Origin of the sequence: Caballeronia sp. TF1N1 (assembly GCF_022878925.1) — a bacterium.
Classification (GTDB): domain Bacteria; phylum Pseudomonadota; class Gammaproteobacteria; order Burkholderiales; family Burkholderiaceae; genus Caballeronia.
On record NZ_CP084629.1, the window covers coordinates 527992 to 548988 of the forward strand.

The following is a 20997-nucleotide window of genomic DNA, read 5'->3' on the forward strand; positions in this document are numbered from 1 at the left end:
TTGCGTTTGCAATCGCTGGTGGCGAGGTCGTTAGATACTGGGTCTGCCAATATGCAATGGACTCAGGCAATGGTAACACGGGTTTGTTCTGACGAAGTACTCGACCGGAACGGGCGAAGTCGCACACTGAGGCTCCATCCGCTCCACATTGCACTTACTGCTGTACGCCGTTTGAGCGTGAAGCAGCCAAAGCTTATAACGGTAAAAGAGTGAACATGTGCGAAAATAGCCTCAGTTATGACCATTGTCGAGAGTGTCGTCTGTGTGTATTTACGGTTTGCGCAAGAACATTAGGGACGCGGAGCAGCGTTTCGTTTCTTTCAAATTTGTTCTAAGGTTGTTTGCGCTGTTGATGGAGATGGTTGAATACCGAGAACCACTGCGCGGCTTGCAAAAGAAGAGCCGGCGATAAAAGATATGACAATATTTATTAACGCTTCGTTTATCGAAGTCGAAAGCGCCTTAGTTTACGCGTATAATTAAGGAACGTTTTCTGTGAAATTTAACTTCTTCGTCTTTGTAGCTTTATTTTCTGTCTCAATCCACGCATCCTGTAATAATGATGAGCCGAAGGGATCAGGATCTTTCAATTTGTCTATCCAGAACGAGGCTGGTAGCTTTCAATGCTTGATAGACGAGGAACCAATCGGCGCCGCGCTCAGTTCTGATGGTAAAACGGTTATCGTCTCTGGTACCGGCTACCTTCCTATTACTGAATTAAGTCACTGTAAGGCAGACGTCCCTGCTCACGTTCGGCGCGCCGCCCCCCACGTGGGATTCCTATCAGACGTAAATATCAAGGCGGGCATTTATGCATCGATGGTTCCGGTTAGCGTGTCGCCCATGAGTTTTTTGGCGGTGGTTGCAAAAATCGGAAGCGACAAAAGTCTAGTTAAAAAGCCAGGCTTTTATAGGACTACGGTGAGCGAGGCTAAGCTGAAAGAGGAGGCGTCTTCGGATATGAACCCGGTTATATCACTCGATGGGGAATATATATCAGTAGATCGGCGTCAGTGCGGCTCAGATTCTGAAGTTGATGTAGTCGAAATCAAAACAGGAAAGACAGTAGCGATCGACAACAAAACTTGCGGCAAGCTGTTCAATTGGGCTGCGAAATGAAGTCCCCCATCCGCAAAGGCGACAAACTAGAAAACGGCGGCGAAGTAACCGGCGGCTCCGAATGGTTCGTATTCATGGGTCGCCCGCTCGCCCGCAAGGGCGACGAAGCCCTTTGCGATGAGCACGGCCCGACCGTCATCGACGAGGGCTACACAAAGTTCCCCGACCGCGACGGCAAGCCGGTTGCCTTTCACCACTACCGTTGCGCGTGCGGCTGCCGCCTGATCTCGTCGCTCCAGAACGTCAATATCGAGTAATGCCGGTCGATCTGTCTTTGGCCGGACGCCCTAGTGCCTATCCACGCCGCCCACGGTTTTGGCCGTGGTGGTTCTGCATCTGGCTTGCCTGCAACGTTTTAGGCGTTGCCGTTGCCATGCTGCTCTGGCCGAAGGGACAGCCCGTGAGTGGCGCGCCGTTCTGGTTCTGGTTCGTTGGGGTACCCAACGGTGTATTCCTGATCCTGTTTGCCATTGAGCGCGCTGGCTACGAGGGTCTCTGGTATCGGGCGTACTGGCGCAACTATCATCGTAGCCGTTGGCTGGCGGAGCGGTTGCGCAGGGCACAAAAGCCCCTCGAGGTACTCGGTGTCGGCTACTGCCTGCCGCTTGGCGAACAGACGCTTGCCGGTGCGATTGCTGCCAGGGAACGCATGCCTGCAGCGCAGTTGCCCCGTACAGGTGCTGAACTCGTCTTTCACGCTCGTTTCGAGGACGCGGACTGGATGGTCGACGAACCTGATGCGGTCGGTCTTGAGGTGGACGAAGAAAGCATTCAGGCGGGCCGTGTGCCGAAGAAAATCGAGTTGCTGACGCTCAAGATTGCCGATGCGCTTAAGCCGCTTGAGACGAGCCTACGCGCCCTGACGTGCTACGAGCGGCAATGGTGGCCGCAGATTCGCGTACTGAGCGCAACGGGAAGCGAGCAGCGGGACATTGCGCGGGTCATTGACGCACTGCGCATGGCGGGCCTGCCGCCGCTCGCGGTGCAAGCGGTAGCGGCTACGGATGGCCTGATGGTTGCCGATGCGTGGCTCGACGCAAAGGACGCGCGTCCACTGCTCGTCGTCGCGACCGCATGGCACGAGGCTGGACCGCCCGAAGGCAGCACCGAGGGGTGCGTCGCCGTACTCCTGACGGCGGGATACTTCCGGCTGCCGGACACGGTCAAGGTCGCCGCGCTGCTTCACAGGCCCGTTACCGCGCTCGCGGGCGAAGTCGAACACGGCTTCGCCAATGCTGCGGTATGGGGTAAGGCTGACTTCGCTTCAATCGTTCGCGCATGGATAACGCGTCCTGTAGATGGAGGCGACAGAGCGTTACGCGCGGCCAATATGGATTCCATTTCAAAAGACGAGGCGCAGCGACGCTCCGACCGCATCGCCGGCGACCTCGGCGACGCAAACGGCTGGCTGTCCATCATAGCGGCGATCGAATCAGGCGCGGCAGATGGTCCGCAACTCATCATAGACGGCTTACAGTCCGCAGTCCTGCGCGTAACGCCCGCAATAAACGATAACAACCGGAATACCGATGAACGACCCCAGGCTTACCCTGCGCTCGCTTAAGCCCCCAACCGCGAACGAGGAATCCGCGCCGTCGAGCCGTCTGCCAATCTGGGGGATACCCGTCGGGGCGCTGATCGTCGCCCTGCTCGCAATCGGCTTCGTATCGCTGCGCGGCGATATTGTTGGCGTCTCGGCCGGTGAAGCTCATCTGAAGGCGGTCATTGACATTCTGTCGATCTTCGCAGTCGTTGTCGTCGTTCACCTCATCCTGTTCCCGACTGGCGCCTATGGCTTTGCCACGCGGCTTTTTCGCTTCGAAACCGGCGACCGCACGACGACGGCGAAGCCGCTCAAGCACGACGCGCGACTGCAACGCGTGGCCGAGGAACTGCGCGTCGCGCATGGCTGGTTCTGGCGTAGCCGCCTGCGCTGGCTGATGGTCGACGGCAGCGATACGCGGGTCGATCAGGTTGCACCGGGACTCAAGCAGGCAGGCGTTATACACGTCGGCGAGACCGTCCTCGTTCACGCCGCGCCGGACGGTATCGCAAAAGAGAAGTGGCTCGGCCAGATACGCAGATTGCGTAGTCGTCGCCCGGTCGATGGTCTGGTCCACGTCGCAAATGCCGACGAGCCCGATGCGGACCTGCCCCGCACGCTCTCGTTGATTGCCACCGCGCTCGGCTGGGCCGCGCCCATCACGTTCCTTCACCCGGTCGAGACCGAGGGTCGTCCATCCGAACGGTTCGAAGCGATCGGCGCCTTCATGCCGAACGAGTCGCGTAGGCAGGCGCAGCATGCCGCCGAATGCGTGCCTGACTTGCTCGACCACGTTCAGTGGAGGTCGGCAGACGCGGGCGTGAGCCTTCATACGCGCGAGAAGGCGATATGGCTGCTGCAAATCTCGAAGTATGTTTGCGACCATGCCGCGCGGATTGCTACGACCCTGTGCACGCTCGCCTCGTCGAACTGGCTGCGTGCGCCGCTCGCAGGCGTCATGTTCGCGCCGGTCTTTCCGGTGCCAACTGTCGTACCGGTACCGATACCGGTCGGGGACGAGGACGCAAACGCCACGCCGGATCAGCCTGCCGATGCTCCGCAGGTAATGACGGTTACGCGCGAGCAGCCAGCCGCGTTGCTTCCGGTATGGAAAGAGATCGCTGCCAGGGCGCCCTGTTATCGGGGCCGGCGCGCGGGCTTGTACTGGCGCGACGCGGTTGCAATGGCGGTCCTAACCGGGGCCGTAGTATGGGCGGTCGCGCTGGTCGTCTCGGGCCTCGGTAACCACGCACTCATCAAGGATGCCGAAGCGACCGCGTGGGCGGCTCTGCAGGCAGCGCCAGGTTCGCCACAGGCAATGCGTGCGCAACTCGCCCTGCAGCAGCAGATCGAGACGCTCGAATACCGCCGGGATCATGGCGTACCGTGGCATCTGCGCGCGGGTCTCGCGCGCAACGATGAACTCCTCGACGCGCTCTGGCAACCGTATCAGACCGTGGCCATACGCAACCTGCGCGATCCGTCCGCCCATCAACTCGAAGCCACGCTCACGCAACTCGCTCAGTCTCGCGCCGACGCACTGCCCAGCACCGAAGAACAGCAGCACGACTACAACGCGCTCAAAACGTATCTGATGCTGGCGCAACCTCAACATGCAGACGCTGCCTACCTCGCCAAGCAGTTGCCGACCACATGGCCCGCAATCGCCGGCATGAGCACGGGCGAATGGCTCGACACCTCGCAACGGCTCGCGTCGTTCTACGCGTCGCACTTGCGCGCGCATCCTGAATGGCGACTCCATGCATCGGATGATCTGACCCAAGCCGCGCGCAACATGCTCGTCAATCAGATCGGCCTGCAGAACTCCGACGACACGCTCTACCAATCCGTGCTGGAGCAGGCGAAGGGCAAATACGCCGATATGTCGCTCGTGACGCTGATCAACGGATCGGACGCACGCGGCTTATTCACGACGACGCAAACCGTACCGGGCATCTACACGCGCGCCGCATGGGACGGCATGATCGGCGAGGCGATCGACAAGGCCGCCAAGGAAGGGCGCGTGGCGGCGGACTGGGTGCTCGCCGACGAACGCGCCGCGCGCGTGCCGGGCGCGGCGCTCGAAGCGCATCAGGACATCGAGGAAGTGAGGCAGCGCCTGCGCGCGCGCTATTTCGCAAGCTATACCGCCGCGTGGCAGGCGATGCTGAACAGCCTGCAATGGCAGAATGCGACCAATCTAGGCAGCGCGATCACGCAGCTCACGCGCTTGACCGATGCGCAGACCTCGCCGCTGATTGCGCTGATGAAATCGGTTCAGTATCAGGCACAGGCGGGACGTCCCTCGCAAGCGCTCTCGGACACGCTAGTGCGCAAAGCACAGGACCTGATCGGCAACAAGACAGGCATCGCGAGTGCTCAGGAAGTCGATCCGCTGGACAAATCTTTCGGCCCGCTGCTCGCGTTGATGGGCGATGACGTGGTGACGGGCACGGCCAGCAAGTCGAACGGCAAGCCCACAAAAAGTGTCGCCGACTTCAGCGGCGTGAGCCTCGCGCATTTCCTGACGGTGGCCACGACCATGCGCCTGAAGCTGCAGCAAATCGCCACCAGCACCGACGCCCAGGCCATGGCGCGTCAAATGGCGCAGGCGGTGTTTCAGGGCAAACTCTCGGAACTCACGCAGGCACGCGACGATGCCGCGCTCACTGCCGCAAGCCTTGGCTCGCAATGGTCGGGCTTCGGCGACGCGCTGTTCTCGCGGCCCCTCGACGTGGCGTGGCAAACCATTCTGCAGCCGGCCGCGGCCAGTTTGAACGAGGCGTGGCGCTTGTCGATCGCCGCGCCGTTTGCGAGCAGCTTCAACGGGCACTACCCATTCTCGGACACCGACGCAGATGCCTCGTTTGCCGAGCTGGGTCGCTACATCAAGCCCGACACCGGACTGATCTCGCGCTTTGTGACGACACAGCTCGCAGGCACGCTTCAGCCTGAAGGCAATGCGTGGGCGCCGAACGAACTCGCGCCACAAGCATTGCAGTTCGATCCGGAGTTCCTCTCGGCACTGCGCCAGTTGTCGACGCTCGGCGCGCAGCTGTACGCGCAGGGCGATGCCAGCTACCGGTTCCAGCTCATGCCGCATCCAAATCCGGACGTCACCCGCAACATCCTGAGCATCGACGGCGCGAAGATCGAGTACTTCAACCAATTGGAGACATATACCTCGATTGTGTGGCCGGCGATCGGGCAAAGCGGCTCGAGCGGCCAGAATGGCCGTGTACAACTGACGTGGGAGTCGCTCGACGCCGGAGCACGCATTGCTTTCGCCGCCAACGGTGACTGGGCATGGCTGCGCTTGCTCGCTACTGCTCAAGTCAAGCCGCTTGACAGCACCACCTATGAGCTGACCTTCAATCAAGGCAACGGTTTTCCTCTGCAGTACGACCTCAAAGCGCAGGTCGGCGCGGGGCCGCTCGATTTGCTCAAGCTGCGCGGCTTCAAGATGCCGCAGCGCGTGTTTCTCGTCGGCAAGGGTGTGATGATGCCCGCCGGCGGACTGTCCTTGCCACCTCTGCCGCCGGAGATGCGACCATGACCGCGCCTTGGAAGCATTCCGCGCTTGAGCACGAGAATCCGTTTCTCGAATACTTCGATGCGGAAATGCGCTACTTGCGCGCCGCATCGGGCGAGTTTGCCAAGGCCCATCCTGATGCTGCCCGTCGTCTGGGTATGCGCTACGGCGAGGTGGGCGACAGCGTGCGCGCCACCTTCGAGGGCTTTGCGCTGCTCATGGCGCGTTTGCGCATGAAGCTCGACGATGGCGGTCCGGAATTCACCGAAGCGCTGATCGACAATTTGTACGAGCATGCGGCGCGGGCGATTCCCTCGCTGTCTATCATCGAATGCTCGCCTCTAGGCCGTGGAGCCGCAGCGGCCGCGCAGGTGCCAGCCGGGGCTTTGGTGCGCTCGGCGCCCGTTGGGCCCGATCAAGTGCAGTGTCTATACCGGACGACGCAGGCCGTCCAGCTACTGCCACTCTCAGTCGAGGACGCGGAGGTTACGGTGCGCGATGGTGGATGCACGATCATTCGCGTCACATTCAGGTTGTGGCTGGGCGAACAACGTGAGGCGACGGACCTGTCGCGCATTCGTCTGTATCTGCACGGCGAGCGGGCCGCCGCGGCCGCGCTCTATGCGGCGCTAACGCGTCAGGTCACCTCGATTAGCCTGCGCTTGCCTTCGGTGCGCAATGGCGAGTTGCAGCCGCTCGAGGGCGTTCAATTCGAAGGGGCGGGCTTTGGCCCGACTACGCGGCTGTGGCCGGTCACCGAGCCCGAGCGCGACCGCACGCTGGATCGCGAGCAGACGCTGCTGGAATACTTCGTGTTTCCGCAAAAATTTCACTTCGTCGATCTGTGCGGCTTCGACGCCTCGATGCTGCCGGCGGGCGAATCGCAGATGACGTTTGAAATCGAACTGAGCGGGCGCGTACCGGGCGATTATCCGGTGTGTCGCGAGAGCTTCCGTCTGTTCTGCACACCAGTGATCAACCTGTTCGAAGTGGATGCGCTGCCGCTGCGACCTACGGACTGGCATGATCGCGAACATCGCGTTCAACCCGGCGCGGCGGGGCACGTCGAGCCGTATCACGTGCTCGCAGTGACCGCCGCAGATCCGGAGGACAGCGCACGTCACACATATAGCGCCTTCACGAGCTTTCGCCATCGCGGCTGGACGCTGCAGTACGAGAAGCCAGAGCGTTATTTCCATACCTCGATGCGTTTGGGCGTGACGGGCCGGGAGCTTTGGCTGACGCTATCCGGGCAGTTGTGGGAGCGTCTCCACGCGGACGCTGCGCACGATGAGAACCGTCCGCAACCGGATCGCCATCTGACGGTGAGGGCACTGGCGAACAATGGACGCTTGCCGCGCATGGCGCTTTCCGAGGCGACGATCACTGAGACAGTGTCGGGCTTTACCGGTATCGCGTCGGTGCGCAACCTGAGCGCGCCGACGCTGCCGTTGTATCCGCCGCGCCATCACCCGGAGTACGACTGGCGCTTGCTCGGCCATTTCACGGCGGGCGGCGCAAATGAATTGAACATGATCGGGATGGTGGGCGCACCTGCATTTCGCGAGGCGCTGGAGCTTTACGACTGGTCGCCTGACGACAGTACTCAGCGGCGCATCGATGCTATCGAAGATGTGTGGTTGGCCGAGCATGAGTCGGTGGGCAGAGGACATATGCGACGCGAGGTTCGCGTGTACGTGCGCCTCGACGCTAGGGCATTCGACGGGCCGGGTGACGCAGCGCTGTTCGGTGATGTGCTAAGCCGGTTCGTGGGCCGCTATGCAAGTTTTCATCATGCGATGCGGTTGGTGCTGGACGTCGAGGGTAAGCAGACTGTGTATCCGGTGATGGAGTTCGAGGGGGCGCCATTTTGATTCGCGATACCGCAGCGCGTCAATCACTACGGTCGTCGCCCGCGACGTCTGCCGGCGGCTTGCGCAATACCTGTGTTGTCTGGAATTGTGGCGTGGCGCTGCCGGTCGACGACGGCTTCGTCGCACACTGTCCGTACTCGCGTGAGAGACCGCTTCAAGCCGCTCTCCGCACTTCCCTTTCCGCCGCGAACCTGACCACCACAACCAGCCCATGCGGTTCCGCATCCCTTAACACAACCTCCGCGCCGATCCGCGCCGCCACGGTGGCGACGATCGACAAACCAAGACCCGAGCCTTCGGTATCCGTGCCGAGCACGCGATAGAACGGATCGAACACACGCTCCCGTTCTTCCGCCGCAATGCCGGCGCCGGAGTCCTCCACGCGAATGAACGCGCGGCCATCGATCACGCCGGCCGATAAATCCACGCGCCCATCTTCCGGCGTATAGCGGATGGCGTTATCGACGAGGTTCTTCAGCAAGATCGAAAGCTCGGCCTCGGGCACGTCGATCACCACGTCATCCTCCGTACTCGACACGCCGATGTCCAGACGCTTCGCCTCGGCAAGGGGCATCAGATCCTCGAGCACGTTGCGAAAAACTTCCTGTACACGCAGCCGGCTCGGCTTGCCCACGGTCTTGTCCTGCACGCGCGCGAGCGTGAGCAACTGATTGAGCAGCGCACGCGTGCGCGCGAGACCTCGCCGCAACGAGAACAATCGTTCGCGCGCGGCGGCGGGCATCTCCGAGGCGTCGAGGCGCTCGGCTTGCAGCGAAAGCGCCGTTAGCGGCGAGCGCAGTTCATGCGCGGCATCGGCGACAAAGCGGCGTTGCATCGCCAGCGAAATGTCCACGCGGATCAGCAGGCGATTGATCGCCACGACGAACGGCGTGATCTCGGAAGGAACCGTATCTTCCGTAAGCGCCGAGAGATCGTGCTCGGGACGCTGATCGAGATCGCCCGCCAAAAGCGCGAGCGGACGAAACATGCGGCGCACGAGCCAATGAAGCGTGATGAGCAAAACCACCGCGAGCGTGCCGAACGGAATGACGGTGGCAAGCGCACTGTTGCGCGCGATCTCGTCGCGCCCCATGGTCTTCTGTCCGACCACGACACGCACGCCGTCGTTGAGCGTCTTCACGATGATCCGCCAGCGCAGGCCAGCCACGTTCGCATACTGAAGGCCGTCCCGCAGGTCGGCGGAGAGCGCGAGCGGCGCGCGTTCATCGAGTGTCTGAATCACGATCTTCGATGCGAAGTCCACACCCGGCACATCGGCAAGCGTTTCGCGCCGCATGACGGCGAGACTGCGCGGCGTCACGAGCGCGGTGATCTGCTTGAGCTGCCCGTCCTGCAACTCGTTCGCCTCGTGAAAAGCCGTCTTGAACGCGATGAAGCCGCCGATGAGCGCAATCGCCACGATCAACACCGACAGCCATGCCGACAAACGAAACTGGAGCGAACGGTTCATGTCTGCTTCGAGACCATCCAGCCCACGCCGCGCACATTCTTGATCGCCTGCGCGCCGAGCTTCTTGCGCAGCGAATGAATCAGGAATTCGACGGCGTTGCTTTCGACTTCCTCATTCCAGCCGTAGATGCGGTCTTCGAGTTCCGTGCGCGAGAGAATGGCGCCGGGGCGCAGCATGAGCGCCTGAAGCAACGCAAACTCGCGGCTCGACAGACGCGTGACGTTGCCCGCGGCCGTGACTTCGCGCGTGGCGGGATCGAGCGAGATGATGCCGTTCGACATGACGGGCGCCGCCTGACCGCTGCGCCGCCGCACCACGGCGCGCATCCGCGCGAGCAATTCGGACATCTCGAAGGGCTTGAGGATGTAATCGTCCGCGCCTGCATCGAGGCCACGAATACGCTCTTCCACCGCATCGCGCGCGGTGATGATAAGTAACGGAACCAGATTGCCGCCGGCCCGCACCGCGCGCAACACGTCGATGCCGTCCTTGCCCGGCAAGCCCAGATCGAGCAGGGCAACGTCGTAGCTGTGCGTTTCCAAGCTTGTCAACGCAAGCCGGCCGTCACGCACCCAGTCGACGGCGTAGCTGCCGTCCTTGAGGGTGTCTTGCACAGCTTCGCCGATCATGCGGTCGTCCTCGACCAGCAACACCCTCATGCCATTTCTCCGTGGGCTCACCTTCGCCCCCGCGCGCAAAACATCTGCGAAAAGGGCGGCAAAAGCGACTTTACACCGAGTGAGAAGGGGGATGGGGACATCGGCATGGAGGATGCGTCTTCTTGACTGAGTCTGAAGTCTCGAAGCGTAGACTTAGCTGGTGCTTAGGAATAAAAGACCAGGCGAATCGTTTGCTCGATGGGCCATGCCATCCGCGAAAACCCGCATCGCCGCCAATCCTAAGCTTCTAAGTCTCGGCTGCAACGGTGTCGCTCTGCACGGAATCATCGCCCGCCCGTTCGCCCATAAGACAGACATGACCACCACCGCGCCCACGAAAAAAGCCCCGCGACGGCCGCCGTCCGCCGTTCTCGCCCGCCCGTTGGCCTGGGAACATTACGATCTCTCGCAATCGAATGTCATGTTCGAACGGCTCCCCGCGCCGGGCGAACTCGCGCTCTGGCTCGTGCCTACCGAATTCCGCTTCGTGTCCGCATCGAACGTCGGTCTTTGGCTCACGGTCGCCGAGCGCAAACGCGCGCGCATTCATCCAAACGCGGCGGTGGGACGGCGCTTCGGCGTCGGACGGGCGACGCTTCGGCTGCTGCTTTCCGGGGTGCTCGCGTGCCGGCAACACGAAGTGAAGCTGGAGGAAGGGCCAGAGGAACGCATCGTGGTGGCGAATCTGCGCGATGGCCAGTCGGTCGGCGTCGACATCGCTTATTGCGGTATCTGGATCGTCATTGCGATGGCGGCTGACAGAGTAGGGCTGAAGATAGCGCCGAATCTGTTCGCGCCGCGCGATACGAAAGATTTGTTCGCAGCCGCACGAGCGCGCGCGGAACGCGGTGAGGTGCGATCGCTGCAAGAGCGGGCCGCGCAGGAGACGACATGGCATACGCTTCCGCTGCTCTTGCCGGGCGAAGCGCGTGGCGCTGTCGTGCTCGAAAGACCGTTCGAACGCGTGCGAGCGTTTGGCTGGGAGCGTCCGTTCGATGCAATTTGACCAACGGCGCTAAGCGTCCGCTAAGGAATCGATTGTTATTCTGCGGAGACTCACGGCTCTCACGGAATACTTCGACATGCAAATCAATACGGAAACGCAGGACCGACACGACCTCAAGGTGCCGGCCGTCACGCTCGGCTTCTGGCTCATCAAGATTGCGGCGACGACGCTCGGCGAGACCGGCGGCGATTGGGTCACGATGTCGCTGAATCTCGGCTATCTGGTGGGTTCCGCGATTTTCGCGATCCTGTTCGTCGGCTTCGTCATGGCGCAGGTGCGGGCGAAGGGCTTCCATCCGTCGTTCTACTGGATCACCATCGTCGCGACCACGACGCTCGGAACCACGCTCGCCGACTTTGCCGATCGCTCCGTTGGGCTCGGTTATCCGGGCGGCGTCTCGTTGATCGTCGTGTGCCTGGTGCTGTGCATCTTTCTTTGGTATCGCGTGGAAGGAACGGTCGCGGTGTCGAGCGTGACCACACCGCGCGCCGAATGGTTCTACTGGATCACGATCCTGTTCTCGCAAACGCTGGGCACCGCCGTCGGCGACTGGCTCGCAGGCGACGATCGCGGCGGTCTCGGCCTCGGCTACGAAGTGAGCGCGCTGATTTTCGGCACGCTGCTGCTTGCCGTGTGCCTGATGTACTTCTTTACGCAGATTTCCCACACGCTGCTCTTTTGGCTCGCGTTCGTGCTGACGCGGCCGCTCGGCGCCACGCTGGGCGATTTCTTCGATAAACCCGTCGACCAGGGTGGACTCGCTTTCAGCCGCTTCACGGCTTCGGTCGTTCTCATCGTGGCGATGGTCGCGGCTGTGTGGATCACGGATCGAGTCGATAAGCGCAAGGCTGCGGCGTATCCGTGACCTGAGTCACGCAAAAAAGAATTTTGACGCGCTATCATCCGGGAAAACCCGTATTTGTCCGAGTGCCGGCGATCCCGGCCGACGACGAATCGGCATTGTCCCTTTGCATCGGCGCCGGCCAAAAGCCGTGTCCGATCTCCGACCGGATGTCGACCCATGATTGCGATCGTCTTTCGACGAGCGGCTGACCGCCTGCTCGTAGCAGATCCCGGCCTCGCGCGCTTCGTCACGGCGCTTCGTGCGACGCTCGCCACGTTGATTAGCGCCTTCATCTGCATCGAAGTGGCCGCGCGATTCGGGTCACCGCCGGTGGTCGCCGGACTAGCCGTGCTGTTCTGCATGATCGCCCCGCTGTTTTTGCGCGATCACACGCTGCGCGGCTGGTTAGTCTCCCTCTCTTCCCTCTATCTCGTCGCCGTATCGAGCTTTGCCACGGCGGCCGCGCTCGATGTCGTGCCCTTCGTCGCCGATGCGGTGTTCATCGCGCTGCTCTTCGCCGGCATGCTGGTGCAGGCTTGCGGACCTCGAGCGCTTGGTAGCGCGCTGATCGGCATCGTGGCTTTTTACTTTGGCGTGTATCTGCATCCATCGGCGAACGAGGCTGGTTTGATTCTCGCGCTGTCGATGGTGGCGCCGTGCGTGATCGTGTGCGTCGCGCGCGGAATCGTGCCGCAACGCCGTATCGCCGCGATACAACTGGCGATTCGCACCGTCGCCTTGCGCGCAAGAGACGTGCTCCGCGAAACGCACCGCGCGGGGCGCATGCACACGGCGCTGTCCTCGATGAACGAAGCGGCCATCGCCTTCGAAGACCGGCTCGCGCTTCTAGACCCGGACGACGCCGGCGCGCTGCGCGAAGCGCTCGTGGAACTCGAAGTCGCCGCAGGCCAATATGTCTTCGATGCAACGAGCCGCCCCGCACGCGAAAGCGCCTTCCGCTCGGCGATTGCGAAGCTCGAAGGCATCGAAACGACGGATTCGAAGCGCAAGAACGCGCCGCCGCCGCGCAAGAGAATCGACATGAGCCAGCTACGCACGAGCCTTTCATGGCTGCCCGCCTTGCGCACGGGCGCGGCAGCGCTGATGGCCATGCTCGCGGGTCACGTGCTGTCGTCGGAGCGCTGGTTCTGGGCCGTCATCACGGTGTTCGTCGTGTTCCTCGGTACGCGTTCGCGCGGCGACACGCTGTATCGCGCCATGCAGCGCATTGCCGGAACACTCGCGGGCGGACTGGTCAGCGCGCTTCTGGTGACGAGTCTGCACGATCAGCCCGCCGCGATTGCAGCCGCCATGCTGCTCTGCGTTTTCGGTTGGGCGTACTTCATCATGAGCGCATACGGGCCGGGCGTGTTCTTCATCACCGTGCTCGTGGGTCTGGTCTATGGCGGTCTCGGCCTTGCCGTGCAACCGCTCGTCGAACTGCGGATCGAAGAAGTGGCCATAGGATGCCTCGCCGCCTTGATCGCCGCGTTCACCGTCAAGCCGCTCGATACCACGAGCCATATCGAGGCGCGCTTCGTCGGCGTGGTCGATGCCTTGATCGAAGGCGTGAGCGCGGCTTCAGCCAATGCGGATGAAAACCAGGGAGGGGCCGCCGCCGCGGTCAGAGCGCTGGATCGTCAATGGCACGACTTCCGCGTTGCATTGCGTCCGCAGCGCGTCTTTGTTTGGGAGCCGCGTTACGAGCAGATCGCCGGAGCCTTGCAGTGCTGCGTCCACAACGTGCGCGCCATGCTCAGCGAGCGCTCCGATACGCGACAGGATGCTGGCAGCGAACACAGCTTCGGCTCGGTGATGGCGCGGCTGGAAAGCATACGCGCGCGTTATGCACGGCCGATACGCCACACGTCTCCTATCGATACCCGCACCAGCGATGCACTCGTCTCGCTCGATGGCGCCGTCGCGCTGCTTGCGTCACGCATTCGCGATGCGCAAGCCAGCCGCGATATCTCCGTCACGTGGCGCACGCTTGCTTCGTTACGGGCGCGAATCGGCTTCCATTAAGGCAGACGGCACGTGCGGTTAATTGTCGAGATAAGGCGCGAGGTCTCGCGTCGCATCCGCGAATTTGGCGCTCAGATAATCGAGCAGCGCCCGCACGCGCGGCGCCATGTACTGACGCCGCTGAAACAACGCATGCACGGGCGTGTCGGGGCAACGCCATTCGGGCAGCAGAACCTCGAGCCTGCCAGCCTGCAGATCCGCGCCGATGTCCCATATGGACTTCATCGCCACACCGTGTCCTTCGAGCGCCCATTGCCGCGCGAGTGCGCCATCGTTCGTCTCGCGTGCATGCGTGAGCGGAGCGGTGAAATTCTCGCTGTGGGCATCGCGCATGAAACGCCATTCGTTCGCCACGCCAGCAGCTGAACTCAGCAAAATGAAGCGATGCCGAGCGAGCGCCGCGACGTTCTCCGGCCTGCCATGCGCCTCGATATAAGCCGGTGACGCGCATAGCGTGCGACGGTTCGGCGCCATGCGCTTGGCGATCATCGTGCTGTCGGCGGGCACGCCGAAACGGATCGCGAGGTCGATATCGTCGAGTAGCAAATGCGACAGCGAGTCCGACAACACCAACGCAATGCTGACCTCGGGATGCATCTCGTTGAAGGCGTCGAGCCATTGCGTGAGGACATGGCGGCCGAAATCCGACGTGGCCGAGACGCGCAACTTGCCGCTCACCACGGCGCGTCCGGCGTGCAGCGCGGCGTGGGCGTCGTCGAGTGTTTGTAGCGCGTGCTGGCAGTGCGACAGGTATGTGCGGCCTTCGTCGGTCAGTCTCAGACTGCGCGTGGTGCGCTCGAAGAGTTGCACGCCGAGCGCGCTTTCGAGTCGCACGAGCCGCGCGCTGGCCGCAGCCGGCGATAGATCGAGCTTGCGGCCGGCCGCCGAAAGACTGCCGAGCGCCGCTGCTTCGACGAAAAGCCGGATGTCACCCAGGTTATCCACGCGCTGCCGCTCCAGGTTTGGTAGGTGGGACGATCGCGCCGAGGTGCGCGTGGGTATCATACCCGCGCCCTTATTTGCTCACCACGCCGAGTTGCTGCAGGAAAGCGAGGTTGTCTTCGAGATGCCAATTGTCGGTAATCTTGCCGTCGCGGATACGGTAGATATCGGTCGCGATGAAATCCACCGGTTGTCCGTTGCCCTGCACGCCGTTGAACGTGCCGGTGAAATGCCCCGTGAAGTGCAGATGCGTGACGACGCGGTCGCCCGCGACGATCATCTGTTCGACCGCAGCGTGGACGTCCGGCACGGCTGCATGAAACGTTTTCGATGCAGTCAGCGGCCCGGCAATGCCCTGCGGGCGGCCGGGCGGCAGCGTGCGGTCCGTGAAGTCGTCGGCGAGCGCGGCGCGTGCCTGAGCTTCGTCGCCGGTAGTCCAGAACGTGTCGTAGGTGCGGGCCGCGTGAATCTGCCGCGCCGCCTGCTGCTTCGACAGAGTTTTGTCGACGATAAGCGTCTGCGGCTCGACGAGGCTGTCGGCGGCGGACGCCGGCAGCGCACTTGCAACAAGTGCTGCACCAAGGGCAGCGGACACGATACGTAAGAGCGACATGACGTTCTCCGTGAATGGCTGTTCGTATGAGGTTTAAGCGGCGCAACGCGGACTCGGTTATTGCTTGCAATGCGCCTTGCATGAAAGCCATTCTGCGTTCCTCGATGTCGCTTGATAATGGGTCTGCCTCTTGAATGATTCTTCAGCGAAACCAAAAAGTGCCGCGCGTCTTCAAGCCGTCGCGGCCGGCGGATAAATCGTGATGCCGAAGCGCGACGCAGCCTCGCGCATGCGGGCCTTGTCCGCGTCGGTCGGGTCGTGCGGGACGACCTGGCCGCTTTGCGCATCGGCACAAGCATCGACGAAGCGGTCGAAGCCTGCGGGCGTGCAGATCACGAGATAACGGGCTGTCTGCGCGCCTGAATTGATGAGCTGATGCTGCGAGCCACGCGGCAGCACCACGGTCGAGCCAGCCAGCAAGCGATGCCGCGTACCATCGACGATGGCCTCCAGTTCGCCTTCCAGCATCAGCAGCGTCTCTTCCTCATTCTCGTGACGATGCATGGGTGTGGCGCGTCCGGCGGGCGAGAACATTTCCAGCATGCAGTAAGCATCGTCCGTATGATTGCCGGACACGAGCAGGCGAGCGCGGGAACCGCCGAAATCGTATTCGACCGGGTTATCGTTCAACATGGACATGCAAGATTCTCCATATAGTTCGTATCACGTACTAATGAGACATGAGCCGAAATCACTCTCACCGCGCTACTCTACGCGAATATCGGCCATGCATTGGGGGCAGCCGTGCCACGTCTTTCACGTTAATCTGTCGCGAATGACGCCATGAAGAATCTCAGCCAGTTCGTTAATTTTTCTGCTGTGGCGCGCCACGGCAGCTTTGCGCAAGCAGCACGTGAACTCGGGCTTGCGCCTTCATCCGTGGCGAAAAGCGTCGCACGCTTAGAAAAGGATCTCGGCGCGCGGCTGTTTCACCGGACCACGCGCGCTGTCACGCTCACCGAAGAAGGACGCGCGCTGTTTGCGAAAAGCGCGCGCTTGCTCGAAGAAATCGAAGCGCTCGATCTGGACTCTGTCAGCGACAACGACGAGCCCGCAGGCGTGCTGCGCATTGGCGCACCGATAGGCTATGGCGTGCGTGTCGTGTTGCCGGTGCTCGCGCGTCTGCGCGAACGTTATCCGCTACTCGAATTCGATCTGCGTCTTTCCGATGGACGCGTGAGTCTCACCGACGAAGGACTCGATGCGTCGATCCGCTTCGGCGAGCTCGAAGACTCGTCGCTGATTGCGCAAAAGATCGACGAACAGGCGCTCGTGTTGTGCGCGAGTCCGACGTATCTCTCGCGGCACGCAAGAATTCGCGCGGTGAGGCACCTCGAAGATCACACGTTGATTGCGTTTCGTCTGCCGACGAACGGGCGCGACCGGCCGCTCGAATTCATCGAGAACGGAGAAAAGGTATCGGTGGAACCGCAAGCGCCGTTTCGCATCAGTCACGGCGAGGCGCTGGCGGAGGCGGCGTTGCTCGGTATCGGCCTTGCGCAGATGCCCGAGTTCTTCGCGCGTCAGTATCTCGCGGCGGGCGCGCTCGTCGAAGTGCTGGCGAATTGCCGCCCCGCGCCGCTTGCCGTGAATCTCGTGCTGCCGGGCTCGCGTGTGCGGCCCGCGCGGGTACGCGCGTTGATCGAAGCATTCACGGCAAGTGCCTGACGCGCAAAGCCTCAATGGCCCGTTTCGCGCTTGCTCTGCTCGGCGACGGTGAGAATGGCTTCGGGCATGACCTCGAGGCGCGCCTTGGGAATGGGGTCGCCGCTTTCGTCGGAAAGACCGTAGCTGCCTTCCTCGATTTTTTGCAGCGCGCGCTGGATGTCGGCGATACGCAAGTCGTTCACGTTGCGCAGCGCCTGATTCGATACGTATTGCTCGCGTCGCTGTGCGTCGTCTTCGTATTCCTCGGCTTCGGCGCCTTGTTCTTCCTGTAGATTTCGCTCGCTCGCAATCGTGCCTTCTTCGTTGCCGAGCAATTCGCGCTGCAATGCTTCCAGACGTTCGCGCTGCTTTGCGATGAACTCGTCACTCAAGCCGTTTTCGTCGGTGGCCATGATGGTGCCTCGAGTAAGTGTTCATCAAACGTACGCTTCGGCAGTCGGCATTGTCAAGGCAACTTGTTCGTGGCCGTGCTCCGACAAAAGCCGGACCGCTCAGGTCTCGCTCCACATGCGCAGCAGATTGTGATAGCAGCCGACCAGCGTTCGCTTTGCGGCTTCATCGCCTTGCGTGGCGTTCAGGCGTTGAATGGAGTTGTCGAGATCGAAGAGGAGGGCGCGTTGAGCGTCGTCGCGCACGAGGCTTTGCGCCCAGAAGAAGCTCGACACGCGTGCGCCGCGCGTCACGGGCCGTACTTGATGCAGGCTCGTCGCGGGATAAACGATCGCATGTCCCGCGGGCAATTTCACTTCCTGCACGCCATACGTGTCTTCTATGACGAGTTCGCCGCCATCGTAGTCTTCGGGACGGGACAGGAAGAGCGTGACGGAGACGTCGGTACGCACGCGTGCGCCATGACCCGGCACGATACGGATTGCGCCATCGACATGACTGCCGAAGTGCATGCCGCCTTCGTAGCGATTGAAGAGCGGTGGATACACGCGATTGGGCAGCACCGCGCTGATGAAGAGCGGATGCCGTTCGAGCGCGCCGACGATGGCGTCGCCCATTTCATGCGCAATGGGCGAGCCTTCCGCGATCTGCCGGTTATGTTTGACCGGCGCGCCCTGATAGCCAGCGGTTGCGCGGCCGTCGACCCATGAGTCCGTGGCGGCTTCAAGCCGTGCGCGCATGGCGGCGGCATCTTCGGGCGTGAGAACGCCGGGTATGGAGAGGATCATCGTTCTGACTTTTCAACTGCGCGCGCCGCGCCTTGATTCGGCGTGGCGCGCGCAGGCACATCAACGGAAGCGGTAATTCAACGTCGCGAGGAAGGTGCGGCCGTAGCCCGGCACCGCGCGTCCGCCATCCGACGGGATCAGCGCGTCGTAGTAACGCTTGTCCGTCAGATTCAGCACGTTGAACTGGATATCGTAACGCTTCTGATGATAGGCGGCCATCGCGTCCCAGCGCACGTATCCGCCCACCTGAACGAGATTGTTGTTCGCGGCATAGCGCGAGGACACATACGAAGGCCCGCCGCCGATCTGCCATGCCGGCGTGAAGTCGTAGGTCGTCCAGAAGTTGAGCATGTGATGCGGCGTGTTGGCGAGCGTGTTGCCGGTCGTGCCGTCGAGCGCCTTCTGCACGGTGCCGTCCATGTAGGTGTAGCCGCCGAACATCTGCCACTGCTTCGTGATGTGGCCCGCGACGCCCAACTGATAACCGCGCACGCGGACGTCGCCATCGAGCGTGTATTCGCCGGTCGAAACCTGCGTGCGAGCGTTGGTCTTCTCGATGTTGAAGAGCGACTGCGTCACCGAAAGGCCGCCGTTCAGCAAGTCCCACTTCGAGCCGACCTCGTACGAACGGTTCTTTTCAGGCGGCGTGTTCTGCTGATTGTTGGTGAGCGTCAGTGCTTCGAGCGACGGGTTGAACGACGTCCCGTACGACACGTAATACGATTGCCAGTCGGCCGGCTGCCACACCACGCCGGTACGCACGCTCGTGAAGAAGTTGGTCTGCGTGGCGTAACCGGGCGCGTTGATCGAATTGTTGATCGACGCTTCGTAGCGGTCCCAGCGCACACCGCCAATCCACTTCCAGTTCTCGCCGATGGACACCGTATCGTTCAAATAAAGACCGATGCCGTTCGCGCTCGATTCGGCCAGATTCGTCGCGACTTCACGATAATTCGCCGGGCGCGGCACGTATGCCGGATCGACGAGCGGCACGATGGCAAGCGTATTCGAAGGCAGGCCGGGCGTGGTCGCCGTGAAGCTCTGGTTGCTGTAGGTCTCGTGACTCAGATCGACGCCGACGAGCATGTCGTGCTTCAGGAAGCCGGTTGCGAACTTGCCCTGAAGATCGGTCGTGTTATAGACCGAGTGATCGTTGATGTTGCGGTCCTTGCCCTGCAGCCGCACGAATAGCGACGACAGCGGCAGTGCCGTGTAGTTGCCGTTCGCAAGCGCGGTCGAGGTTCCGAGCGGACCCGTCAGCACGGCCGCTGCGTTGGTCGCGCGCGCCTCGGTGCTGTAGTGGCTGAACTGCGTCTGGTTGCGCAGCGTGAACATGTCGTTGAAGCGATGTTCCACACGCGCGTTCACCGTCTGCACGTCCTGGATCGTGCGGTCGTCCGTGAAGCCGTAGAAGGTTTTTCTATCGACCGGCGCGGGATGGCCGTTGAGCGGCGGAATGCCATAGTCGGGCTGATCGTAGTTATGCTGGATCAGCGCGGACAAGGTCACCTGCGTAGGCGTACCGATGCCGAACTTCACTTCCGGGGCCACGCCGTAATCCTTGTTCTTCATCTGATCGCGGGTCGAACCGAGATCCTGTCCGAACGCGTTGATACGGAACGCGGAGGTATCCGTGAGCGGCTGGTTGATGTCGACCGTGCTGCGATAGCGGTCGTGCGTGCCCGCTTGCACGGAAACATCGGCGCGAGGCTTCAGGTTCGGCTGCTTGCTGACCTGATTGATGACGCCGCCCGTGGAACCGCGCCCGAAGTACAGCGACGACGGGCCATACAGCACGTCGATGGATTCGAGATTGAAGGTATCGCGATAGTACTGGCCGCGGTCGCGAAAGCCGTCGAGATAGATGTCGGTGCGCGCCGTGAAGCCGCGCAGGTTGATGTTGTTGCCGATCTGGCCGCCTTCGGCCGCGCCGAGGGTCACGCCCGGCACATTGCGCAAGGCGTCGGAAAACGAACTCACCGCTTGCGATTGCAGCACTGCTTTCGGCACGACCACGACGGCCTGCGGAATGTCGCGCAGCGCCGTCGGTACCTTGGCGCCGACGCTCGAGACTTCCGGCTGGAAGTCGGCTTGCTGATCGGCCTGTCCCGTGACCTTGACCGCCGGCAGCGCGGCGGTTTCCGGTGCGGATGCGTTGCTCACCGGGGCATCGGCCTGGGTCGTCTGCGTCACTTGCGGGGCGGTTTGCGCGTAAAGCGGCGCCGCAATCGGCGCAACGGTAAACGCGGCCAACGCCGCGGCAAGCGGTGTTTTCCTCAACATGTCGTTCCTCAAATTTTTTCGACCGCATGCGTGTCGCTGACGCATGCGCAATTGACTTGTTCTTGGCTCGGCATCCACGAATCAGAAATAAGCCCTTAATTCAGGTGAATGCGAATCACTATCATTACACAAAGGCCGAAATATTTGGAAAGAATTTCACAATTCCAGGGAACTTTTTCCGAAATGGTCAGGCGATTGTAAGGGTGCGTACAGTGCCTGTACTAGACGGGTAAGAAGCAA

Annotated in this window: 17 protein-coding genes; 9 read left to right on the top strand and 8 right to left on the bottom strand. The window is 61.9% G+C overall.

All coding sequences use genetic code 11. From position 1 onward, the window contains the following. Window positions 1-495: 495 nt before the first annotated feature. From LDZ28_RS28540 to tssF, 5 genes are all read left to right on the top strand, one after another. On the top strand, window positions 496-1119 hold the full coding sequence (locus LDZ28_RS28540; protein ID WP_244831117.1) for a hypothetical protein: 624 nt from the start codon (window positions 496-498) through the stop codon (window positions 1117-1119). Next, the gene (locus LDZ28_RS28545; RefSeq protein ID WP_244831118.1) at window positions 1116-1376 is read left to right on the top strand and encodes a PAAR domain-containing protein; all 261 of its coding nucleotides are present in this window, start codon (window positions 1116-1118) and stop codon (window positions 1374-1376) included. Before LDZ28_RS28540 ends, LDZ28_RS28545 begins: the two co-directional genes overlap by 4 nt. Before the next feature lie 116 nt (window positions 1377-1492). After that, entirely contained in the window at window positions 1493-2683 is a 1191-nt protein-coding gene (locus tag LDZ28_RS28550; protein ID WP_244831119.1) for a hypothetical protein, read from the top strand. Further along, window positions 2649-6218: an ImcF-related family protein gene (locus LDZ28_RS28555; protein WP_244831120.1), complete on the top strand. Its 3570-nt coding sequence runs from the start codon at window positions 2649-2651 to the stop codon at window positions 6216-6218. The genes LDZ28_RS28550 and LDZ28_RS28555 overlap by 35 nt, the downstream gene beginning before the upstream one ends. A 65-nt stretch (window positions 6219-6283) precedes the next feature. Beyond that, entirely contained in the window at window positions 6284-8068 is a 1785-nt protein-coding gene (gene tssF / locus LDZ28_RS28560) for a type VI secretion system baseplate subunit TssF (RefSeq protein WP_244831121.1), read from the top strand. A 154-nt stretch (window positions 8069-8222) separates the two neighbouring features. Here tssF and LDZ28_RS28565 read toward each other — a convergent pair whose 3' ends face one another. Both LDZ28_RS28565 and LDZ28_RS28570 read right to left on the bottom strand, forming a co-directional pair. Next, a complete protein-coding gene (locus LDZ28_RS28565; RefSeq protein ID WP_244831122.1) occupies window positions 8223-9539 on the bottom strand; it encodes an ATP-binding protein in 1317 nt (438 codons plus the stop codon). Beyond that, window positions 9536-10198 carry a response regulator transcription factor gene (locus LDZ28_RS28570; protein ID WP_244831123.1) on the bottom strand — a complete coding sequence of 221 codons (663 nt, stop codon included), beginning with the start codon at window positions 10196-10198 and terminating at the stop codon, window positions 9536-9538. Before LDZ28_RS28570 ends, LDZ28_RS28565 begins: the two co-directional genes overlap by 4 nt. Before the next feature lie 421 nt (window positions 10199-10619). On the opposite strand from LDZ28_RS28570, the gene LDZ28_RS28575 reads away from it, so the two are divergent. The 3 genes from LDZ28_RS28575 (at window position 10620) to LDZ28_RS28585 (ending at window position 14073) form a co-directional block, all read left to right on the top strand. Further along, window positions 10620-11204 (top strand): hypothetical protein, encoded by a 585-nt coding sequence (locus LDZ28_RS28575; protein WP_244831124.1) that lies wholly within the window; start codon window positions 10620-10622, stop codon window positions 11202-11204. 76 nt (window positions 11205-11280) lie between these two features. Beyond that, window positions 11281-12069, top strand: a complete 789-nt coding sequence (locus LDZ28_RS28580) for a hypothetical protein (RefSeq protein ID WP_244831125.1) — start codon at window positions 11281-11283, stop codon at window positions 12067-12069. A 156-nt stretch (window positions 12070-12225) separates the two neighbouring features. Next, complete coding sequence (locus LDZ28_RS28585; RefSeq protein ID WP_244831126.1) at window positions 12226-14073, top strand: FUSC family protein; 1848 nt, start codon at window positions 12226-12228, stop codon at window positions 14071-14073. 18 nt (window positions 14074-14091) lie between these two features. Here LDZ28_RS28585 and LDZ28_RS28590 read toward each other — a convergent pair whose 3' ends face one another. From LDZ28_RS28590 to LDZ28_RS28600, 3 genes are all read right to left on the bottom strand, one after another. After that, window positions 14092-15018, bottom strand: coding sequence for a LysR family transcriptional regulator (locus tag LDZ28_RS28590; RefSeq protein ID WP_244831127.1), 927 nt, complete (start codon window positions 15016-15018; stop codon window positions 14092-14094). Window positions 15019-15088: 70 nt separating this feature from the next. After that, on the bottom strand, window positions 15089-15628 hold the full coding sequence (locus LDZ28_RS28595) for an ester cyclase (protein ID WP_244831128.1): 540 nt from the start codon (window positions 15626-15628) through the stop codon (window positions 15089-15091). A 171-nt stretch (window positions 15629-15799) separates the two neighbouring features. After that, complete coding sequence (locus LDZ28_RS28600; RefSeq protein ID WP_244831129.1) at window positions 15800-16267, bottom strand: cupin domain-containing protein; 468 nt, start codon at window positions 16265-16267, stop codon at window positions 15800-15802. A 144-nt stretch (window positions 16268-16411) separates the two neighbouring features. On the opposite strand from LDZ28_RS28600, the gene LDZ28_RS28605 reads away from it, so the two are divergent. Continuing rightward, entirely contained in the window at window positions 16412-17296 is an 885-nt protein-coding gene (locus LDZ28_RS28605) for a LysR family transcriptional regulator (RefSeq protein ID WP_244831130.1), read from the top strand. Between the two features lie 11 nt (window positions 17297-17307). Here the strand turns inward: LDZ28_RS28605 and LDZ28_RS28610 are convergent, their stop codons facing one another. The 3 genes from LDZ28_RS28610 to LDZ28_RS28620 all read right to left on the bottom strand — a co-directional run bounded on the left by LDZ28_RS28610 (window position 17308) and on the right by LDZ28_RS28620 (window position 20757). Beyond that, window positions 17308-17688: a TraR/DksA C4-type zinc finger protein gene (locus LDZ28_RS28610; protein ID WP_244831131.1), complete on the bottom strand. Its 381-nt coding sequence runs from the start codon at window positions 17686-17688 to the stop codon at window positions 17308-17310. 99 nt (window positions 17689-17787) lie between these two features. Continuing rightward, complete coding sequence (locus tag LDZ28_RS28615; RefSeq protein WP_244831132.1) at window positions 17788-18474, bottom strand: Fe2+-dependent dioxygenase; 687 nt, start codon at window positions 18472-18474, stop codon at window positions 17788-17790. A gap of 60 nt (window positions 18475-18534) precedes the next feature. Further along, window positions 18535-20757: a TonB-dependent siderophore receptor gene (locus tag LDZ28_RS28620; RefSeq protein WP_244831133.1), complete on the bottom strand. Its 2223-nt coding sequence runs from the start codon at window positions 20755-20757 to the stop codon at window positions 18535-18537. Window positions 20758-20997 lie beyond the last annotated feature (240 nt).